The organism is Rubripirellula lacrimiformis (assembly GCF_007741535.1).
Lineage (GTDB): Bacteria > Planctomycetota > Planctomycetia > Pirellulales > Pirellulaceae > Rubripirellula > Rubripirellula lacrimiformis.
Map to the genome: position 1 here is coordinate 2,447,066 of NZ_CP036525.1, position 20,451 is coordinate 2,467,516.

The window sequence follows — 20,451 nt, forward strand, 5'->3', positions numbered from 1 at the left end:
CGCCCCTCTAACCCTGAACGAATCCGTTGAAAGCCAACCTCGTATTGCTGCCCGGTGACGGCATCGGTCCTGAAATCGTTGCCCAAGCCCGTCTGGTTCTCGAATCCGTGGCCACCCAATTCGGGCACGAATTCTCGTTTGCTTCTCACCAGATCGGCGGAATTGCCATCGACAATGGTGGCGATCCGTTGCCGCAAGAAACGATCGATGCCTGCCGTGCCTCGGACGCGATTTTGTTGGGTGCGGTCGGTGGCCCCAAGTGGGACGACCCATCGGCGAAGACTCGCCCGGAAGCCGGGTTGCTGAAGATTCGCAAGGAATTGGGGCTGTTCGCGAACCTGCGCCCGATCAAGTTGTTCAAGGAATTGGTGGATGCATCGCCGCTGAAACGCGAGATCATCGAAGGCACCGATATCCTGTTTCTGCGTGAACTGACCGGCGGAATCTACTTTGGCCCCTCCGGGCGCGAAGGCAGCGGGGCGACCGAATCGGCTTTTCAGTCGATGGTCTACAGCGTCCCCGAAGTCGAGCGGATCGTTCGCTTGGCTGCCAAAGCCGCCCAAGGCCGCGACGGTCGGTTGACCAGCGTCGACAAGGCAAACGTCCTAGAACCCAGTCGGTTGTGGCGTCAGGTTGCCGCTCGCGTGATGGCCGAAGAATTCCCGGATGTCAAATACGACGTCGTTCTGGTCGACGCGATGGCGATGCACCTGATCAACCGGCCCAAGGACTTTGACGTCGTGGTCACCGGCAATATGTTCGGCGACATCCTGACCGACGAAGCGTCGATGTTGCCCGGTTCATTGGGAATGTTGCCCAGTGCATCGTTGGGCGACGGTGGCCCCGGATTGTACGAACCGATCCACGGGTCGGCCCCCGATATCGCTGGCAAGGGGATCGCGAACCCGTTGGCCACGATCCTGGCCGCGGCGATGCTGCTGCGTCATTCGCTGAACTTGACCGCCGAAGCCGACGCGATCGAAGCCGCCGTTGGGCGAGTTCTGGCTGACGGACTGCGGACCGCCGATATCGCTCGTGGCAGCGATTCGATCGGTACCGAAGCGATGGGAGCCGCCGTCATCCAACGGCTGAGCGTTTAATCCATGGAATGGCTGTTGGCACAATCCGATGCGGCAGCTTTGCCAACCAAGGCGGCTGCGAAAGCCGTCACGGCGGCGTCGGCGACCCAGTGGAGCGATCCGCGGATCTACATCCTGCTGGCTGTGATTCTGGGCACGCTTGGGATCGCCAGCATCGTTGGCGTGATCCTGGCAAGACGCGAAAAAATCGGCATCGAAACGGCGCTCGTTCGCCGCTTCAACCATAAGCTGCGCGTGTGGTGGATGATGGTCGTCATCTTCACCTTTGGATTGCTGCTAGGCCGTATCGGTGTCGTCGTCCTGTTCGGGTTGGTGTCGTTTTGGGCGCTGCGAGAATTCATCACGATGACGCCGACCCGTCGCGGTGATCACCGCACCCTGTTTTGGGTGTTCTTTATCTTTACGCCGCTGCAGTACGTGCTGATCGCGCTGGGCAGCACGCCGCCGGTTTCGCTGGGCGGGCACAAAGGGATCGACTATTACGATTTCTACAGCATCATGATCCCGGTCTATGCCAGTTTGTTCATCCCCGCCCGTGCCGCGATTGCCGGTGATTACAAACGGTTCCTCGAACGCAGTGCCAAGATCCAATCGGGGTTGCTGATTTGCGTCTATTCGCTCAGCTATGCACCGGCGCTACTGGATCTGAAACTGATCCAGACCAATGGCACGCCATGGCAGGGCAGCACCGTTAGCGTGTTGATCTTTTTCGTGCTGATCGCGCAGTTGGCGTCGGTGTTCGAACGCGCCTGGGGGAAACTCGCTGGCCGCCATGTGATCGCCGAAAAAATCAATGCTTCGCGAACTTGGGAAGGGTTCGTGGGGTCCATGGTTACGACGGGGCTGGTCGCGGCGACCCTGTATTGGGCAACGCCGTTCTATCCCTGGGAAGCCGGCGTTTTGGGAGCCGTTGTCACCGTCATGGCCAGTGCTGGAACGATGACGATGAGTGCGATCAAGCGGGACCGCGGCGTGACCGATACAGGCACGTTGGTCCAGGGGCACGCCGGTGTGTTGGACCAGATCGACAATATCTGTTTCGCCGCCCCGGTTTTCTATCACCTGACTCGCTTCTTTTGGTCGGCATGACACTGACGCTTTTTGATACGCACGCGCATCTGAATTCGGACACCTTTGCCGATTCGGTCGACGAAGTGGTCGATCGGTCGCGTGCCGCTGGGGTCACCGGCGTGATGGTCATCGGTATCGATGCGGCCACCAGTCGGCGAGCGTGCGATTTGGCCGCCCAGTATCCCGGTTACCTGTACGCCGTCGTCGGCATTCAGCCCAATTCCGTTGCCGAGGCTGCCGAAGACGATTTTGCCGTGATCGAAGAACTGGCCGGGTATCCCGGCGTACGCGGGATCGGCGAAACGGGCCTGGACTGCTATTGGGACGATACGCCCATCGCCGACCAACAGGTCTATTTTGATCGGCACCTGCAACTTTGCCGTGACACGCAGTTGCCGATGGTGATCCACATGCGTGAAAGCGGCGACCTGATCCGCGAACAATTGGCCCGTCAAACCACGGTGCCGCCCGGCATCATGCACTCGTTCACCGGGTCGATGGAACTGGCACAGCAGTTCTTGGCGATGGATTTGCACATCAGTTTTGCCGGAATGGTGACGTTCAAGAAAAGCGACGATCTGCGCGATGTGGCCCGCCAAGTCCCCGAGGACCGTCTGCTGGTCGAAACCGATTCGCCCTACCTAAGCCCCGAGCCGCTGCGAGGCAAACGGCCCAACGAACCGGCCCGCGTCGAGCATACGCTGCGTTGCCTCGCCGAAGTGCGTGGCGTCACCCCCGAATATCTAGCGGCCCTGACCACCGAAAACGCCAAAAGATTATTCCAGCTTCCTTAACGAACTCGAACTCGAACTCGAACTCGAACTCGAACTTTTCGGCCCACACTCCCCCCGTATCTTGGCTCGCTCTCGCGAACTCCACCGTCAACTCCTCAGTCTCCCATCACCCTGCGTTTTCCTCATGCGTGTACTTTCCGGAATCCAGCCTACTGGCCGACCCCACTGGGGCAACTTCTTTGGCGCCATTCGTCAATACATCGATTTGCAAGAAGACAACGACGGCTTCTATTTCATTGCCGACTTGCACGCTCTGACGACCGTTCGTGAACCGGATCGGTTGCGTGGCTATGTGATCGACGCCGCCCTGGATCTGTTGGCTCTGGGGTTGGATCCTGCCAAAGCGACGATGTTTGTCCAGTCGCATGTGCCCGAGGTTAGCGAGTTGAATTGGCTGCTGCTTTCGGGGGCACCAATGGGGGTGCTGGAACGCTGTCACGCCTACAAAGAAAAGAAGGCCAAGGGGCTGCCCGCCGATGCGGGATTGTTCACCTACCCGGTGCTGATGGCGGCCGACATCCTGGCCTACGACTCCGAGGTCGTTCCGGTCGGCGAAGACCAAGTGCAGCACATCGAAGTTTGCCGTGACCTGGCCGGCAGCTTCAACCATTCCTTTGGCGAAACCTTTGTGTTGCCCAAAGCTAAGACATTGGTCGATGGTGCGAAGGTTCCTGGCACCGACGGCCAAAAGATGAGCAAGAGCTACAGCAACACGCTGCCGTTGTTTTGTGACGACAACTTGGACACGGTCAAAAAGATCAACAAGCAGATCATGCGGATCACCACCGACAGCCGGCCGATGGAAGACCCCAAGGAACCCGAGGGCGACCATCTGTTCCAGCTGTACCGCCTATTTGCCGATCCGGCCGATACCGAAGCGATGGCCGCCAAGTACCGTCGCGGTGGATTCGGATATGGCGAAGTCAAAAAGGCGATCGCCGAAGCCAGCGAGGAGTATTTTGGCCCGGCGCGTGCAAAACGCGCTGATCTGGAACAGAACCTCGACTATGTCCATCAGACGCTCCGCGAAGGTGCCCAGAAGGCTCGCGTTGTTGCCGCCGATGTGCTTTCCCGGGCCCAGAAAGCGTGCGGGCTGAGGTAGCGGTCGGTTAGAATACCGCCATGGCAATCTTGGGGACCGGAACGGAAATCATCGAATGCGTCCGCATCAGTCGGATGATCGAGACGCATGGCGAACAGTTTCTGGAACGGGTCTACACCTCGGATGAAATCGCGTACTGCCTGGCTGGCGGGAGTTCGACCCAGCATTTCGCCAAGCGATGGGCGGCGAAAGAGGCGACGGTGAAAGCCATGCGATGCCGCAATCAGGGCGTCCGCTGGACCGATATCGAAATCTCGTCCCCCGCCGGGGAAGGCCCCACGATCCTGTTGCACGGCGCGGCCGCCGAATGGGCACAGCAGGTCGGGATCGAAAAGCTGCACGTCGCGTTGGGGGCCTGCCGAACGCACGCCACCGCCTACATCCTGGCAACGGACGAATTGGAATAGGCCCCCCAAAAAAAATCCCCAACCCGTCGTGGGATTCGCCTGAATTCCCTCCCCCCCGGCTGCACGATTTCCCAAGCCGCCAGGACTTCCGACAAAGCACCCGAACAAGCACTCGTCCATCGCGTTGCCTGGCAAAAACCGGCTCAACCGCCTTCGCCCGAGCCGATCGTCGCTGGCGGTCATTAGCCAGATGGGATCACACGCGGGGAGAGCGGGCACCTGACGTGCACCGATTGGCACTCCTGCCAAATTGGATCGGCCGAGACACCGTAGCCCAGCACCATATCACGTAAGTTGTTTCCCGCGAACAGTTTGCGGATGCTTTGGTGCGACTGGCACACCGATTGCTCTCTGAGGCAGGTACGTTGGTATTCCTGCCAAACGTGCGCTAGTGATCTAGCCCGACCCTGCTGCCAACGGCTGCCCACCTGCGTGGATCCGATGTCGGCGACCACGGCTTCGGGCGATTCATATTCAGTCACTCACATCCGTTTAGTCATCCAAGAAAAAGGTACCACGGAGATGGCAACAGCCACGAAAAACAAGTCAAAGGTCCGCCTGCAACCGATGGGCGAGCGAATCGTTGTTCAACGAGTCGAGAGCGAAGAAACCACCGCTGGCGGCATCGTGCTTCCCGATTCGGCTCGTGAAAAGCCAGCCCGTGGCACCGTGGTGGCCATCGGCAGCGGCAAACTGTTGGACGACGGAACCCGCGCCAAGAGCCAGTTGAAGGCCGGCGAAGTGGTTTTGTTCAGCAGCTACGCTGGCGAAACTGTCGAAATCGATGACGTCGAATATCTGTTGATGCGCGAAGAAGACGTCCTGGCCGTCGTCGAGTAATCCTCGACCGGTTCATCAGTCGAGTCCTCCTCGCTCTGTCATCCGATATCCCATCAACCTAACATTTAACAAAGAATATTCCTCATGCCAAAAATCATTGCATTCGACCAGGAAGCACGCGAAGCGATTCGCCGCGGTGTTTCCAAGTTGGCTCGCACCGTGAAGGTCACCCTGGGCCCGAAAGGCCGCAACGTCATCCTGCAAAAGAGCTTCGGTAGCCCAACCGTCACCAAGGACGGCGTCACCGTTGCCAAGGAAATCGAACTCGAAGACGTCTATGAAAACATGGGCGCCCGAATGGTTCGCGAAGTCGCCAGCAAGACCAGCGACGTCGCCGGCGACGGAACCACCACCGCCACAGTGATGGCCGAAGCGATCTTCAACGAAGGCCTGAAAGCCGTTGTTGCAGGCGTCAACCCGATCCAAATGAAGTCCGGTATCGAAGCCGCCGTTGCGGATATCACCGACAAGCTTCACAAGATGGCCACCAAGGTCAAAGACCAAGAAGCGATGGCCAACGTCGCGACCATCGCCAGCAACAATGACCGCGAAATCGGTGACCTGTTGGCTGACGCGATGAGCAAGGTTGGCAAGGACGGCGTCATTACCGTCGACGAAGGCAAGAGCCTGAAGACGGAACAAGAATGGGTCGAAGGGATGCAGTTCGACCGCGGCTACCTGTCGCCGTACTTCGTCACCGATTCAACCAACATGTCGGTCGTCCTCGAAGACGCCTACATCCTGGTTTTCGAAAAGAAGATCAGCAACATCAAGGACATGGTTCCGTTGTTGGAAAAAGTTGTCCAACAAGGCAAGCCACTGTTGATCATCGCCGAAGATGTCGACGGCGAAGCACTGGCCACTTTGGTCATCAACCGTCTTCGCGGCACCTTCACCGTCTGTGCCGTCAAGGCACCCGGCTACGGCGATCGTCGCAAAGCCATGATGGAAGACATCGCGATCCTGACCGGTGGACAAGCCATCTTCGAAGCCCTTGGCACGAAGCTGGAAACCGTTGACCTGCCGATGCTTGGCCGTGCCAAGAAGATCATCATCGACAAGGACAACACCACGATCATCGAAGGTGGCGGTAAGAGCGCTGACATCAAGGCTCGTATCGATCAAATTCGCCGCGAGATCGAACTCAGCAGCAGCGATTACGATCGCGAAAAGCTGGAAGAACGATTGGCCAAGCTGGCCGGTGGTGTTGCGAAGGTCAACGTCGGTGCGGCGACCGAAAGCGAAATGAAAGAGAAGAAGGCTCGCGTCGAAGACGCCCTTCACGCAACTCGCGCTGCTGTCGAAGAAGGCATCCTGCCCGGTGGTGGTGTTGCTTTGTTGCGAGCATCGTCCAGCGTCACCCCTGGCGATTCGCTGACCGAAGACCAAATCGTTGGTTACAACATCGTCAAGCGAGCTTGTCGTGCACCGCTGACCATGATCGCAGAAAATGCTGGCCAAGACGGCGGCATCGTGTGCGAGAAGGTTTTGGCCGGCAAGGGCAACAGTGGCTACAACGCACTGACCGACGTCTACGAAGACTTGGTCAAAGCCGGCGTCATCGACCCAACCAAGGTAACGCGAACCGCATTGGCCAACGCCGCCAGCGTCGCAACCTTGTTGTTGACTAGCGATGCCCTGGTTGCTGAAAAGCCAACCGGCAAGAAGTCCGGAACCGGTGGCGATCACGACATGTACTAAGCCACCCCGCTTAGTCATCGATCGATCAACCATGATCAACGAAAAACGGCCGACGCAAGTCGGCCGTTTTTTATTTGCCCATCATGAACAAGCAAGGCGGAAATCGGTTCACAAGAACATCGCACGAGGCAAGTCGTTGGCAAAGTCGAATGCCCAACAACATTCACCAACCGCCCTAGATCTCGCGCAGGTCATCATTCCCATTCGTTTAACCGCGTGCCCACCGGGCCGCGCGTCCCATGCCAGATCCGCGCGGGGCGATGCCCAAGCGGCGAAACGACAGGGCCGCTTTCGTAACGGAACCTCGCGCAGTTCATCGTTCCCATTCGTTTAGCCGCGTGCCCACCGGGCCGCGCGTCCCATGCCAGATCCGCGCGGCGCGTTGCCCACGCGGCGAAGCGACAGGGCCGCTTTCATAACGGAGCCTCGCGCAGTTCATCGTTCCCCTTCGTTTAACCGCGTGCCCACCGGGCCGCGCGTCCCATGCCAGATCCGCGCGGCGCGTCGCCCACGCGGCGAAGCGATAAGGCCGCTGGCATACCGGAACCTCGCGCCGTCCATCGTTCCCCTTCGTTTAACCGCGTGCCCATCGGGCCGCGCGTTTTGGGTCCGATGCGCGCGGCGCGATGCCCACGCGGCGAAGCGACACGGCCGCTGGCATGACGAGAACCTCGCGCCGTCCATCGTTCACCTTCGTTTCACCGCGTGCCCATCGGGCCGCGCGTTTTGGGTCTGGTGCGCGCGGGGCGATGCCCACGCGGTTAAACGATTGGGCCGCGGGAATGACGGGAACCTCGCGCAGTTCATCGTTCCCGTTCGTTTAACCGCGTGCCCATCGGGCCGCGCGTTTTCGGTCTGGTGCGCGCGGGGCGATGCCCACGCGGTTAAACGATTGGGTGGCGGGAATGACGGGAACTCGTGCAGTTCATCGTTCCCGTTCGTTTAACCGTGTGCCCACCGGGCCGCGCGTTTCATGCCAGGTCCGCGCGGGGCGATGCCCACGCGGCGAAGCGACACGGCCGCTTTCATACCGGAACCTCGCGCAGTTCCTCGTTCCCATTCGTTTAACCGCGTGCCCACCGGGCCGCGCGTCCCATGCCAGATCCGCGCGGCGCGATGCCCACGCGGCGAAGCGACACGGCCGCTTTCATACCGGAACCTCGCGCCGTCCATCGTTCACCTTCGTTTAACCGCGTGCCCACCGGGCCGCGCGTTTTGGGTCTGGTGCGCGCGGGGCGATGCCCACGCGGTTAAACGATAGGGCCGCTTTCATAGCGGAACCTCGCGCAGTTCATCGTTCCCGTTCGTTTAACCGCGTGCCCATCGGGCCGCGCGTTTCATGCCAGGTGCGCGCGGGGCGTTGCCCGCGCGGTTAAACGACTAGGCGGCTGGTATGACGGAACCTCGCGCCATCCATCGTTCCCGTTCGTTTAACCGCGTGCCCACCGGGCCGCGCGTCCCATGCCAGATCCGCGCGGGGCGATGCCCACGCGGTTAAACGATAAGGCCGCTGGCATGACGGAACCTCGCGCAGTTCCTCGTTCCCGTTCGTTTAACCGTGTGCCCATCGGGCCGCGCGTTTCACGTCGGGTGCGCGCGGGGCGATGCCCACGCGGTTAAACGATAGGGCCGCTTTCATAGCGGAACCTCACGCAATGCATCGTTCCCGTTCGTTTAACCGCGTGCCCATCGGGCCGCGCGTTTCATGCCAGGTGCGCGCGGGGCGATGCCCACGCGGTTAAACGATAGGGCCGCGGGCATGACTGGAACCTCGCGTAATGCATCGATCCCATTCGTTTAACCGCGCGTATCTGCAGCAGCGTAGGCCGGACCAAGCGAAGCGCCGCTCCGGCTTGCGTCGCGGCACCTAGTAATCGTGATTGCCGGATCTGCGTCGCTCCGCTCCTTGATCCTGCCTACTTCATCGGAATGATTCGACCTTTTGAAATGCCCGTCCGCTAACGCGACCACGGCTCACCGAATCGGCATGTCGCTACGCATTCAGGCTTCCCCCGTTTGGTCGTGTGTCGGAGCCCGCCGCCATCGCAGTGTTGGATTGCTGTAATGACCGCTGTCGCCACTCTTTGGGTCACCTGCATGCCCATTTATCCGAAGCCGCTCAAGGATCGCCTGTTTAATAACCAGAGTGCCGCAGACCGCTCGCGAAAATCCTACTTGCGAGTTCTCGCATGGCCCTCTGTGCCAACATGCGTGAGACAACTTTGAATTTCATCAGAGTTGAGGGCATGGAGCATTCGCATGACCGATACCGCCAACAAAAAAATTGAAAAAGATCCCGAGGTGACACAGAAAGCGGCCCGTCGCCGCTTCACCGCCGACTACAAACGCCGTATCGCCCTGGAGGCCGAAAGCTGTAGCGAGCCCGGAGAAATCGGGGCGTTGCTCAGACGCGAGGGAATTTACTCCTCGGTCCTGGCAAAATGGCGTCGTCAATTGCGGGAGGAATCATTGTCATCATCGAAAAAGTCTAACGGCAAAACTTCACCAGCCGATCAACTCAAACGTCTTGAACGTGAGAACGAGCGGCTCAAGGAGAAGCTCCGCCACGCCGAGCTGATCATTGACGTCCAAAAAAAAGTCTCGGAGATGATGCAGATACGATCACACGAGAAGGACGACTGACAGCCGCCAAACAACTGAGTGAAACAGTCGGCGTCGCGGCTGCTTGCCGTGCGATGAATGTGTCGCGTGCGACGTTCTATCGTCGCCGCGACCCCGATCGACAAGCCGCGCCGAGGCCGGCGCCCGCTCGAGCTCTATCACCGCAAGAACGCCAAGAAGTACTTGATCAACTCAACAGCGAGCGTTTCGCTGATCATGCACCACGACAGGTCTACGCCAAGTTGCTCGACGAGGGCGACTACCTGTGTAGCGTGCGAACGATGTATCGCATCTTGGCCGACAATCAAAGCACACGCGAACGACGAAACCAGCTGAAGCATCCCGAGTATCGCAAACCAGAACTGCTCGCCACCGCGCCCAACGAAGTCTGGTCTTGGGACATCACCAAACTCAAGGGCCCCGAAACATGGACGTACTACTACCTCTACGTGATTCTGGACATCTACAGCCGCTGCGTCGTTGGCTGGATGCTGGCCGATAGCGAGAGCGCCGACTTGGCCAAGCAGCTGATTGAAACCACGATCGACAAGCAGAACATTCCACCCGAACAACTGATCATTCACAGCGACCGGGGACCTTCGATGACATCTCACAGCGTAGCGCAGCTACTCAGTTCGCTGGGCGTCACCAAATCACACAGCCGACCGCACGTCTCCAACGACAATCCGTTCTCGGAAAGCCAATTCAAAACGATGAAGTATCGACCTGAGTTCCCCAAACGCTTTGGCTGTTACGAAGACGGCTTGCAGTTCTGTCGCACGTTTTTCACCTGGTACAACAACGAGCACTATCACAGCGGCATCGGGTTGCTAACTCCATCATCGTTGCACTTCGGCCGCGCCGAGGAAGTAACTGCCGCTCGCACGCAGACTCTTCATGGTGCGTGGAAAAAAACACCCGAGCGTTTCGTTCACGGAATTCCCAAGCCAGCAAGTGTTCCCCAAGCCGTCTGGATCAACCCTCCCAAACCAATCGATGAACGCAAAAGGGAAGCCCCCGAGCCAACCTGCCCGGGAGCTTCCGAAGAAACGTCTTTGACGCACCCTCGATCCGATTATCCCTTGGACGGTTGCGTCCCCGCAGAGCCGCCTTCCGTTTCACCGGACGAATCAACCTTACCACCGAAAACACCTTTGAACACCCGAGCGATGCCTGAAAAAATCCCGGGGGTTTGGGGGCTGGCCCCCAAGTGCGCTGGCATCAATCACTGAACCGTTTAGAAAGTTGTCTCAATGTCGTTGACACATTCCGTGGCGTCCAACTCCCCCAAAGCCGTATTGCTTACGGCCTCGTTTGCACATCGCTGATGAGCTTCTTTCCGAATGAATTTGACGGAGATTAGGCCTCGCTGACGCGGTAAGGGTAATGCCTTTTAAGCGAATTGATTGGTTTCTCAAACAGAATCCATGACAGGGAGGACAGGAGGATCGTTAGGAGGGTCAGCAGCAGGGTTCGCAGGATCGCATGCCACGGTGAAGGTACCCACGCGTTCAGGTCAATGTTCAGGGAATAAAAGCCCCCAAGCACTGGAAGGTGCCATACGTAGATTCCGTAGCTGATTCTGCCCAGGTAAGTAACCGCTGGTAGACGCAAAAGTTTTAGACTCGGCGATCCTGAATTGATGGCAACTAGGAATATCATTGGCGCAAACAGCATCGCGTACGCGATTGGTGCTAGCACTCCCAGGACGGTCCAGCTAGCACCAGCAAAAAGCGCTGCCGACATGGCTAGGCCCAGCCACAGGCAGCCTCTGGCGTTGCGTTTTAATCGGTCGATGTTCTGCGTGTCCGACTTCCAAATGGCGAACAATGCGCCCAACGCTAGCGGTTCGAAACAGCATGGTGTCAGCTGTTGAATTGCCGTTAGTGAACCGCCTGCAAAGTAAATGGCGAGTCGGGTGATGATGCCCAATAGAATCAAAACATATGAAACTCGCTTAATAACCGTGATCGAACAAAGGAGGACAATCCATGGCCAAGCGATGTAGAACTGCTCTTCAACTGCAAGTGTCCAGAAATGGTTCAGGGGAGCCCAGTTCTCGGATCCAAATGCTTTACCAATGTTGACGGTGTAGGTAAGGAACCAAACAAGGTTCGATCGTAGGTTCGGTGTCAGGAATCCAGCGAAAACGATGATTCCCAAATAGTAGAGCGGGAATATCCTCAGTGCTCGTCTTATGTAAAAGCGTCCAAGAGTTGCCAGGTTCGATTGCGATTTGGAGAGTCTTTTGCAGTCAAGTAAAATTCCTGTAATCAGGAATCCGCTTAGCGCAAAGAAGAGTTGAACACCTGGAAGGCCAAGCCTTGAAACCAGGAAGCTTGCGCCTCCCGCAAAGTGCGCGGCCATGACTGCGAACGCCGCGGCAGCGCGAAGGGTGTCGAATTCTGATATGTACTTTGGTTTCAACGGTTGGCAATCAAGATCCAGGGAACGGCAATTGTCTTCAGTGAACGCCAGTTCGATCGCTCTCCTGCGAAAGCGTTTCGGCGAAGGAAGCGGCTAGGATGCCTGGCTGTTGAAGACGATTCGTTTTGTCAGGCTGTCCTTTTCGCGAGAATCAGGCTCGCTTTCCACTTCAACGAAGCATTGGATCGCTACCTAGAAGGAGCGTGTCCAGTGACTCTCTATCGCGTGGGCTACGCTTTGTGGATTTTATCGCGACCTTGGGTCACGAACTCGGTCGCGTTTCTGGTATCGATCACCAGCGGCGAATGCTTGACGATGAAGTCGTAGTCGTAGTCGCTGTGATCGGTCGCGATCAAGACACAGTCCATTGCCCGCAGATACTCCGGCGTTAGGTCAACCGACTTCAGCGATGGTAGATCTTCGTAAGCACGCTTGCTGGGAAGTTCGGGGATATGTGGGTCGTTGTAGCTGACGTCGCCGCCGCGCTCCAGCAGCATGTCCATCAGTTCAAATGAGGGACTTTCTCGTGAATCGTCGACGTCTTTTTTGTAGGCCATGCCCAGGATCAAGATCCGGCTACGGCGAATCGGTTTGCCGGCGTCATTCAACGCCTCGGCCAATCGCGAGATCACGTACTCGGGCATGCGAGTGTTGACCTCACCGGCCAATTCGATGAACCGTGTTTGCATCTTCTCGCGCCGTGCCAGCCACGACAGATAGAATGGATCGATCGGAATGCAGTGACCGCCAAGTCCAGGTCCAGGGTAGAAGGCTTGGAAACCAAACGGCTTGGTCTTGGCTGCGTTGATCACTTCCCAGACATCGATTCCCATCTTGTCGAACAGGACCTTCAGTTCGTTCACCAGGGCGATGTTGACGCTGCGATAAGTGTTTTCCAGGATCTTGCAGGCTTCGGCGACCTCGGCCGAACTGACAGGGACGATCTGTACGATTGCCTGCTCGTACACTTTGCAGGCCAAATGAGTGGCTGTCGCATCGCAGCCGCCCACCACTTTCGGGATCCCGGCAGCGGTGTAATCGGGGTTGCCCGGGTCTTCGCGTTCGGGGCTGTAGGCGACGAAGTAGTCTTCGCCCGCTTTCAATCCAGCAGGGTTGGCTTCTAGGATCGGCAGCATCACGTCGCGAGTGGTGGTCGGATAGGTGGTGCTTTCCAAGATGATGATCTGGCCGGGACGCAGCACCTTGGCGATCGCGTCGGTGGTGCCTGTCACGTAAGCCAAGTCTGGATCGCGGGTTTCCGACAGCGGCGTCGGAACACAGATCAGGATCACATCCGCCTCGGCCAGACGCGACATGTCGGAAGTTGGTTCTAGTTGGCTATCACCGATCCATTTGGCAACGGTTTCCGACGCAATGTGCCGGATGTAGCTTTTGCCCGCCAGCAGCGAGTCCACTTTTTTCTGGTCGACATCAAGACCGAGGCACGAAAAACCAGCATTGGTGAACGCTGAAATCAGCGGCAGCCCGACGTATCCCAGACCAACGATCCCAATCTTCGCATCTTTGGATTCAATGCGGGCTGCAAGCTGGGAGGCGACGGGAGATAGGTCAGGCATCGTATAGAAATTTAGATAGAGGGAGGATGAGTATCAATTGTGCGGACGAAGATTCTGGCGGTCAAAATGTGCCGAACACCTTCTGGCTGTACGGTCCGAAGTCCGCCGTTCTCCTTCAGTTGGGGAGCGGCACGCTATCGGCGTCTGCTACTCTTTCGACGTGTCGGTGTCGGTGTCAGCAGGGTTTGCCGTTTTAGAATCGTTTTTTTCGGGCTCTGCAGGCTCTGCCGGAGATCCAACTGCGTTGTCTCCTTCATCTGCCTGAGCCGCCTCGGTATGCAGTTTGGCGATCTCGTCGTCACCGATCGCCTCGTAGCATTTCGCCAGGGAAAGGTGCGCATTCTTGGCTAAGCTTGGGACGGATACCGCACGTTCTAGGTCCGGAATCGCGTCCTTGGGACGTCCCAGTCGCAGCAGAATCTGGCCTCGCGTCTCATAGAAATGCGGAGTTGCGTTCGGCGTTTGGCGGATCGCTTGCTCTGAAATTTGCAGTGCACGTTCCAGATTGCCTTCGTCTTTCGTTGATATCGCGACGGCCAGGTTGTTCAGGATTGCACCGCTGTTGGGAAGTTCCTTGGCAGCCAGTTCCAGCGACGTTTGTGCACGGTCCACATCGCCCTTCATCAGTGCCGCGGTGCCGCGAATGAAGTGAGCGATTCCTGGTGAACTTCCAGATACCAATGCATTTCGCACCGCGACTAGTTGTTCGTCATCGTCGTTCAGGGTGGCCAGCACCAGATCGGCAACCACCGTCAATACACGAGGATTGTTGGGGGCATTTCGCAGCGCGACCTGCAGCATCTGCAGCGCTAGCAGTCTTTCCTGCTTGCTGTTCGTCGATGTGCTTTCCATGTGCTTGATCCAGGCGACAATTCCGTCGCCCAATGCCATCGCCAATGTCCGTTTGTCTTCGTCCGTTTTTGCGCGGCGAATGGCTGCTTCTAGCGTGCGGATGGCTTCTGCGTGTCGCATCAAAAAAAGTTGATTCTGTGCAACGGCAAGCGCCAAAATTGAATTGGTGGGGTCTTCTTCGATCAGTTGGTTGACGGAATCTAGCGTTCGGGTTGCCAAACGATCAGCTAGGGCGTCGTTCCCTTGGCTGCGAGCCAAAGCTGCGGCCTGCAAACCTCGCATCGGTTGGATTCGCGACAAATCATCAAGCAACGGAATCGCTTTGTTGAAATCGCCATTTGCGATCAGATAGTCCGCATACATTGTTTTGATCGCAAGATCATTTGGGGCCTCGCTGTACAGTAGTTTTAGTAGCTCCCCGAACTCGTCTTTTTCGGGGACCGACAGCGTCGACCAGTCTTTCCCTACAAACTCGTTTTGCAGCAACCATCGCGCCGCGGGATCATGACGTTTGGTGGAGACAAGCGTCCGCATCATTTCTGTGGCCGTCTCGCGTTCGTCCAACGCATCCTTCGTCAATCCGAGACGATATAGCAGTTGAGTATCGTCAGGCGTTAAGCGGATCTTTCGATCAAGGACCAATTCGGCCGTACCGTAGTCATCGCGTTCAATTGCAGTCTGGAGTTGGCGATCCAACAGGCGTTCACGCCACCCAGATTTCTCAGACCAGGCTGCGATCGAGCTGACAACCAAGGTTCCGATCACCAGGATCGCAATCATCGACTTGGGCACGTCTCGTACTGGGAACGATAGGAACCATCCAGCAACAAATTGCCTGCTCCATCGCATCCAGCTGAGTGGGTTGAAGTATTGGATCATGACGTCGGTTGGGATGCAGGGAAAGGTTGGGGGTTCGCTTCGCTGGCCAATGTCTCGGCAAGCGATTCACGAACCTTGACGAATACGCCGCGTAGTTCCCGAAGGTCGGAAGGGCTAAGTTTTTCGGCGGAAGCTACCCACAGTTGAATCATCGCGACGGGGACGGCGTCTTGGTCCACGAGCCCCATCCGTCGCTTCAATCGCATCCCTAGGGATTGCATTGCCGTGGGACTCTCTTCGATGCGTCCGTTTTGCGAAACGGATGAAAAGAATAGGTAGCTCTCTAGTCGTTCTGGCTGCGTCTTTCGAAGTCGGACAAAAATGAATGGTGACGGTCCCATGTCTTCATCTTCGCCGGTTGTCACATTTTGGGACGCGCCGTCGTCGTTTTCACCCACCAGGATGTCGCGATCGAGGACCTTCCAGCCGATTTGCGCGTAGCCGTTGGTCGGTTCCCACCAACCCAGCAGCGGTTGTGTGATCTGGATCTGCAGTCTCGCATTTCGGAAACTGCCCTCCCAAACATCGTTTCGCAATCCAGCACCGTTGGATTGTGGGGTCACCCCGGATTCGTAATTTTCCAATTTAACCGAATTGGATTCAATCGAGTCAAAGAAGGAATCGTCCGTTTGCAGCAGTATATCACGGGCGGCAATCGATTCTTCCTCGTCCGTCGTTGTGCGCAAAGCTTGGACGGTGGATAGCGCTGTTAGAATCGCAACGATTCCCAGCATCCCGGTCCATAGTACGCGCGGGACGGGTTCGCTGTCAGCCTGGGTAAGGTCGCCGCGGCGCAGGAATTGAGACTGTTCTTCGAAAGCACGATTTTCGTCCATGACAGACACGCGGTTCCATAGACTGACCAACGGGTTCCTGTCGGTTTCGTGATTCGGTTCGATGAAGTGGAACGCGATGGAAATCAGGAAATGGAACGAATACAGGACGCCTACGGTGATGACCGTCGCAATCGCCGTCATCGCAAATGGGTACCAGCCGATTGTCAGGTCTGCATCCAACACCTCGATCGCAATGACGTGCGAGACTACTCTTGCCGTGTTGATCGTGATCGTCGTCAGGAATGCTGCAATCGCATACAGGGGCAACAGCCAAAGGCTGACCCTTTTGATGGCCATCAACGCCAACGCGATGAACAGAATGCAGTAGAACGATAGGAATCCTGCGCTGGCCGTGCTGGTCAGCACCTCCGCTTCGAAAAGTTGGACCACGCTGCCGCTAAGCGAATGCGGGATTTCGAATCGGTCCAGAAAGATGCTAGAAAACCAGGCGGTCAAGCGATCAAATCGTTGCAGCAGCGACCCGCTCAGCTGAAATGGCGGTTGCAGAATGCAAAGCAGCGGAGCGGTCAGTGCCGCTAGGCTGGTGCGAATTTTTCCACCCGCATAATTGAAATGGGATCCCAGCACGAGCACGAATGCCAGTGCCGAAAACCAAGCGTACGAAAGCAGAATGGCCAGGACCAATGACACGGTGGCTAAGAGGATGGGGAGCCAACCGACCCAAGTCGAAGGACGCCGAATGCTGTGGTCTGTTCTTTTCCAGTACAGGAATCCGACGAATGCGAAGGCGATGGGGACATAAGCAAAGGTTAGGCTGCCCATCAAACCGGCCAGATACACCAACAACAACGGCGCCGTTGGAATCATCAATGCCAGCCAGAACCTAGCGTTCGCCCCCGCTTTGCCTAGTAGGCCGTCTGTGCCGGGGGCGGCAAGTTCATCTAGCTGTTGTGACGCGCCGGCAAGCGTTTCGTCCGATGTCATTCATTTAAGCAAGGTTAGAGGAAATCCAGGATGGGGGCGATGGATGGGAATCACTTTAATCGGCAGTGCCCCGGTGAGCCCAGTATCCAACAAAAGAATCAAATTATAAACAACATCCAAGTTCAATTTTGATGATTCATAGGGCGTATTGGGATTCGCCCGAATTTCAATATGGTTCAGATTCATCGGCGCGTCCAACGACACCTAAAACCTCTGCATTCTATTGAGGCCAAGCCATCCCTCGCTTACGCTTCGGGTTATGAAGCGATCCGGTCGGGCCATTCCATTTGTAGCGCAACGGCGCGAGCCGTCCGGTGTTTTGGCATGTGTCGCGGCGTTTGGTCAGCCGCCGTGCGCTACAGAACGTCCGGCTTAAAAACAGCCTCGGAGAAGCGGAAGCATCCTGCCGGTAGCCTCGGCCACCGGATTTGGCATCTCCCCATGATCTTCTCGGCCCGTCCGAGAAGATCATGATTTCATCAGTCATCGCAAACCGTGGGGCCCGCCCCACGGCAAAGAGCTGCCGCCGCTACGCGGCTAAGCCGGACGTTCTCTAGCGCTAGGCGGCTGGCCGATGAAATGATTCAACCCCTTTCAGGCTAACGCGTCCAGAGTCTGCAGCACTTCGGCTACGAGATTTCGGTTACGGGGGAGTTGTCCCATCAAATTTGTTTGAACCCCTAACGGTCCAGCAACTCTTCTTGGGCGGGCTGTTCCATTACCTTGGCGATCGCAGCACCCCGGCCGGAAATGATTCGAGGTTCCGAGCGTCGTCGCGAAGACTTGTCGCCTTTTCCGGATCGGTAGTAACGTGAAGTGTGGCGCCCGTATCGGTAGTAGCCATAACCGCGATATCCATCGCTGGCACCAGCTTCGTCCGAGTTATTGATGACAACACCTAGGATCTTGGCACCCACGGACCGCAGGATACTGATCGATTCCTTGGCGTTGTGGCGACTCTTGCGACGAATCCGAAGTGCGACGATGACACCATCGACAAGGCTGGCGGTGATGCTGGGGTCGGTCACAACCAATAGCGGCGGTGTGTCCAGCATGACGTAGTCAAACTTCTCACGCAGCATCTCGATCATGTTCTGCATGTCGGGCAGCGTCAGTGCCTCGGCCGGGTTGGCCGGGATCGCACCGCTTGGCATCACGAAAAGATTTCGCAGTGGCGTTTGTCGGCACGCATCCATGGCTTCGCATTCGCCATTCAAGACCTCAGACAGCCCGGACAAATCGGCCATGTCAAAGTTGTCGGTCAACTGCGGACGCCGAAGGTCACAGTCGATGACCAGAGTTCGTTTACCGCTTTGAGCGATCGAACAGGCCAGGTTCCCTGCGATCGTACTTTTCCCGTCACCGGGCAGCGGGCTCGTGACTTGGATGACTTTGCCACGTTGTCCGGTCAATTCAAAGAAAACCGAAGTCCGGCAAGACCGAATCGCTTCGGCCGGGATCGATGCCGGCATATGCACGACCGCCAAAGACGGGTCGAACTTCTCGTAAGGATTCGTCTCGCCCTTGGCTACCTTTTTCAGTTTGCCCTTGAAGAACGGGATGTGTGTCAGCACAGGAACGCCCAGAATGTCGGCGATCTCGTCTGGATCGCGGAACGTGTTCGCGTTCTTTTCCAATAGCAGTGCCAGACCACAACCGAGCAAAATTCCTAGGATGCTTCCGCCACCGACTGTCTTTAGCAAGCTGGGGCCGACCTTGTAGGCCAGGGAAGGCGCGGTCAGTTCGATGACGCGAGTGCCACGTTCGTCTTCGGATATTGTGACCCGCGCCATCTGTTCTTCTAGCTGGTTCAGCAGGTCACGTGTGCGTTCGATTTCGCGTAGTTGAGCTTGGTTTTCTTGTTCGAATTGAGCCAGTTTGGCTGCGTCTTGTCGTTCAACAGTGATCTGCCCATCAAGTTCCTTGATTTGAGCTTTCAGCAAATCAATTTGTGCTTTCGATGCCAGCACGACTGCATTGACTGCTTCGACAGCTCGTTCTCGTGGATCCGCCAGGGTTTCGCTCATCAATTCCATCACACGACTGGTTTTTTCTTGAACCAGTTTCTGCAGCTCTCTTCGCATGGTCGACAATTGAGCGTCAAGGACTTTGACCGATGGGTGGCTAGGGCCAAACTCAGCTTCGAACTTGTCGCGTTCGATCATTAGTGGAACAAGTTCTTGGGCAAGGTTGTTCGACGCAAGCTGCGAGTCACCTTGTTGCAAGTCAGACAGGCGGCCTTGTGAATTGGGTAGCGAGAACTTCTTGTCCAGCAACTCGCCGATGATACTAAGCCCTAGGAGGGGATCGTCACCTGATTCTCGAATGATCGATTCGATGGCAGCCACTTCCACTGATTTTTGTCGTAGCTTTTCGACTACCTCACTACGGCTGCCGACCAAGAACAGTTGTCGTTCGCGGTGCGGGTTGATTGCCTTGCCCTCCGAATCCCAGGCCAGCGGTGCGTCACGACGGAACTCGCGATACCGGCTTTCTAGCTCCAGCATTTTGGGGTGCAGCTGTTCCATTCCGGTCGAGATCAGCTTGATCAGGTCTCCTCGCGAGCTTTTGTAATTTTCGTTGTAGAAGGCTTGCAGTGATTCGCTGAAGGCTTGGACGACAGGTTGGCACAGTTCTCTATTTTCACTTTCGAAATGCAGCAGCGCCACCACCGATTGTGCCGTCCGCACATCGTCCACTTCCGGTTCTAATTCCATTGAACGTAAAGCTTGCGACGTAAAGGCCTTCGATTCGTTCTCGAATTGTTTATGGAACGGATGCAATTTCGGGTTTTCAAACGCCGCTTCCATCACTCGGTCGCTGAAGAGTTGAGACTCGACAATGTCCAGGCCCGGGACGCCTCCGACAATTTCCCCTGTCATCGAGTCCAACATGGTGGACTTGTCGGATTCGATCATCAGCCGGGTAGTGCTGCGGTAGGTTTCCGGCAACTGCAGGTAGATCATCAATCCGCAGACTGCCCCAATTAGAACCGGGATCGCAACTGCCCAGCGATAACGCCAAACAGCCGCGGCCACGTTGATGGCTTGTTGTTCGGGCTGCGCAGATGACCCAAAGGCAGTGCTGGGATCGGAAAGGCGCGAGTCGGAAAAACGAGGCTCGGGCAATGGGGTGGCTTTCATCCGGAAGGTTCTACTGAAGGTTCAGGGCGAAGAATTGCAGAGAAGATGAGGCCTCTAGTCTATCGTGAACAGACAGAAAACAAGAGCAAAAGATATCTCAGAAAAGTCCAGAAAGTGCCGCCATGTTGTCTGATTGTCATAACCGTTACGAAGTG

The 20,451-nt window shown here is 56.9% G+C and carries 14 protein-coding genes and 1 pseudogene; 8 read left to right on the forward strand and 7 right to left on the reverse strand.

Annotated features, from left to right (window positions below; translation table 11 throughout):
- Window positions 1-26: 26 nt before the first annotated feature.
- The 5 genes from leuB to acpS all read left to right on the forward strand — a co-directional run bounded on the left by leuB (window position 27) and on the right by acpS (window position 4,474).
- Complete coding sequence (gene leuB, locus K227x_RS08685) at window positions 27-1,100, forward strand: 3-isopropylmalate dehydrogenase (RefSeq protein ID WP_145169146.1); 1,074 nt, start codon at window positions 27-29, stop codon at window positions 1,098-1,100.
- Window positions 1,101-1,103: 3 nt separating this feature from the next.
- A complete protein-coding gene (locus K227x_RS08690; protein ID WP_145169147.1) occupies window positions 1,104-2,189 on the forward strand; it encodes a phosphatidate cytidylyltransferase in 1,086 nt (361 codons plus the stop codon).
- Complete coding sequence (locus K227x_RS08695) at window positions 2,186-2,965, forward strand: TatD family hydrolase (RefSeq protein ID WP_145169148.1); 780 nt, start codon at window positions 2,186-2,188, stop codon at window positions 2,963-2,965. The genes K227x_RS08690 and K227x_RS08695 overlap by 4 nt, the downstream gene beginning before the upstream one ends.
- A gap of 124 nt (window positions 2,966-3,089) precedes the next feature.
- The gene (gene trpS, locus K227x_RS08700; protein WP_145169149.1) at window positions 3,090-4,067 is read left to right on the forward strand and encodes a tryptophan--tRNA ligase; all 978 of its coding nucleotides are present in this window, start codon (window positions 3,090-3,092) and stop codon (window positions 4,065-4,067) included.
- Window positions 4,068-4,087: 20 nt separating this feature from the next.
- Window positions 4,088-4,474, forward strand: a complete 387-nt coding sequence (gene acpS / locus K227x_RS08705) for a holo-ACP synthase (protein WP_145169150.1) — start codon at window positions 4,088-4,090, stop codon at window positions 4,472-4,474.
- A 182-nt stretch (window positions 4,475-4,656) separates the two neighbouring features.
- Here the strand turns inward: acpS and K227x_RS08710 are convergent, their stop codons facing one another.
- The gene (locus tag K227x_RS08710; protein ID WP_145169151.1) at window positions 4,657-4,956 is read right to left on the reverse strand and encodes a hypothetical protein; all 300 of its coding nucleotides are present in this window, start codon (window positions 4,954-4,956) and stop codon (window positions 4,657-4,659) included.
- Between the two features lie 40 nt (window positions 4,957-4,996).
- On the opposite strand from K227x_RS08710, the gene K227x_RS08715 reads away from it, so the two are divergent.
- The 3 genes and pseudogenes from K227x_RS08715 to K227x_RS08725 all read left to right on the forward strand — a co-directional run.
- The gene (locus tag K227x_RS08715; RefSeq protein ID WP_145169152.1) at window positions 4,997-5,314 is read left to right on the forward strand and encodes a co-chaperone GroES; all 318 of its coding nucleotides are present in this window, start codon (window positions 4,997-4,999) and stop codon (window positions 5,312-5,314) included.
- An 84-nt stretch (window positions 5,315-5,398) separates the two neighbouring features.
- Window positions 5,399-7,015, forward strand: a complete 1,617-nt coding sequence (groL, locus tag K227x_RS08720) for a chaperonin GroEL (protein WP_145169153.1) — start codon at window positions 5,399-5,401, stop codon at window positions 7,013-7,015.
- A gap of 2,259 nt (window positions 7,016-9,274) precedes the next feature.
- Window positions 9,275-10,638: pseudogene (locus K227x_RS08725) on the forward strand (IS3 family transposase); the annotation flags it as partial.
- 358 nt (window positions 10,639-10,996) lie between these two features.
- On the opposite strand, the gene K227x_RS08730 reads toward K227x_RS08725, so the two are convergent.
- From K227x_RS08730 to K227x_RS08755, 6 genes are all read right to left on the reverse strand, one after another.
- On the reverse strand, window positions 10,997-12,064 hold the full coding sequence (locus K227x_RS08730) for an acyltransferase family protein (protein ID WP_145169154.1): 1,068 nt from the start codon (window positions 12,062-12,064) through the stop codon (window positions 10,997-10,999).
- Window positions 12,065-12,294: 230 nt separating this feature from the next.
- Entirely contained in the window at window positions 12,295-13,641 is a 1,347-nt protein-coding gene (locus K227x_RS08735) for a nucleotide sugar dehydrogenase (RefSeq protein WP_145169155.1), read from the reverse strand.
- A 147-nt stretch (window positions 13,642-13,788) separates the two neighbouring features.
- Window positions 13,789-15,372, reverse strand: a complete 1,584-nt coding sequence (locus K227x_RS08740) for a tetratricopeptide repeat protein (RefSeq protein WP_145169156.1) — start codon at window positions 15,370-15,372, stop codon at window positions 13,789-13,791.
- Complete coding sequence (xrtU, locus tag K227x_RS08745; RefSeq protein ID WP_145169157.1) at window positions 15,369-17,153, reverse strand: exosortase U; 1,785 nt, start codon at window positions 17,151-17,153, stop codon at window positions 15,369-15,371. The genes K227x_RS08740 and xrtU overlap by 4 nt, the downstream gene beginning before the upstream one ends.
- Window positions 17,154-17,339, reverse strand: a complete 186-nt coding sequence (locus K227x_RS08750; protein ID WP_145169158.1) for a hypothetical protein — start codon at window positions 17,337-17,339, stop codon at window positions 17,154-17,156. It lies immediately after the preceding gene.
- Between the two features lie 494 nt (window positions 17,340-17,833).
- The gene (locus K227x_RS08755) at window positions 17,834-20,296 is read right to left on the reverse strand and encodes a polysaccharide biosynthesis tyrosine autokinase (RefSeq protein WP_145169159.1); all 2,463 of its coding nucleotides are present in this window, start codon (window positions 20,294-20,296) and stop codon (window positions 17,834-17,836) included.
- Window positions 20,297-20,451: the final 155 nt, after the last annotated feature.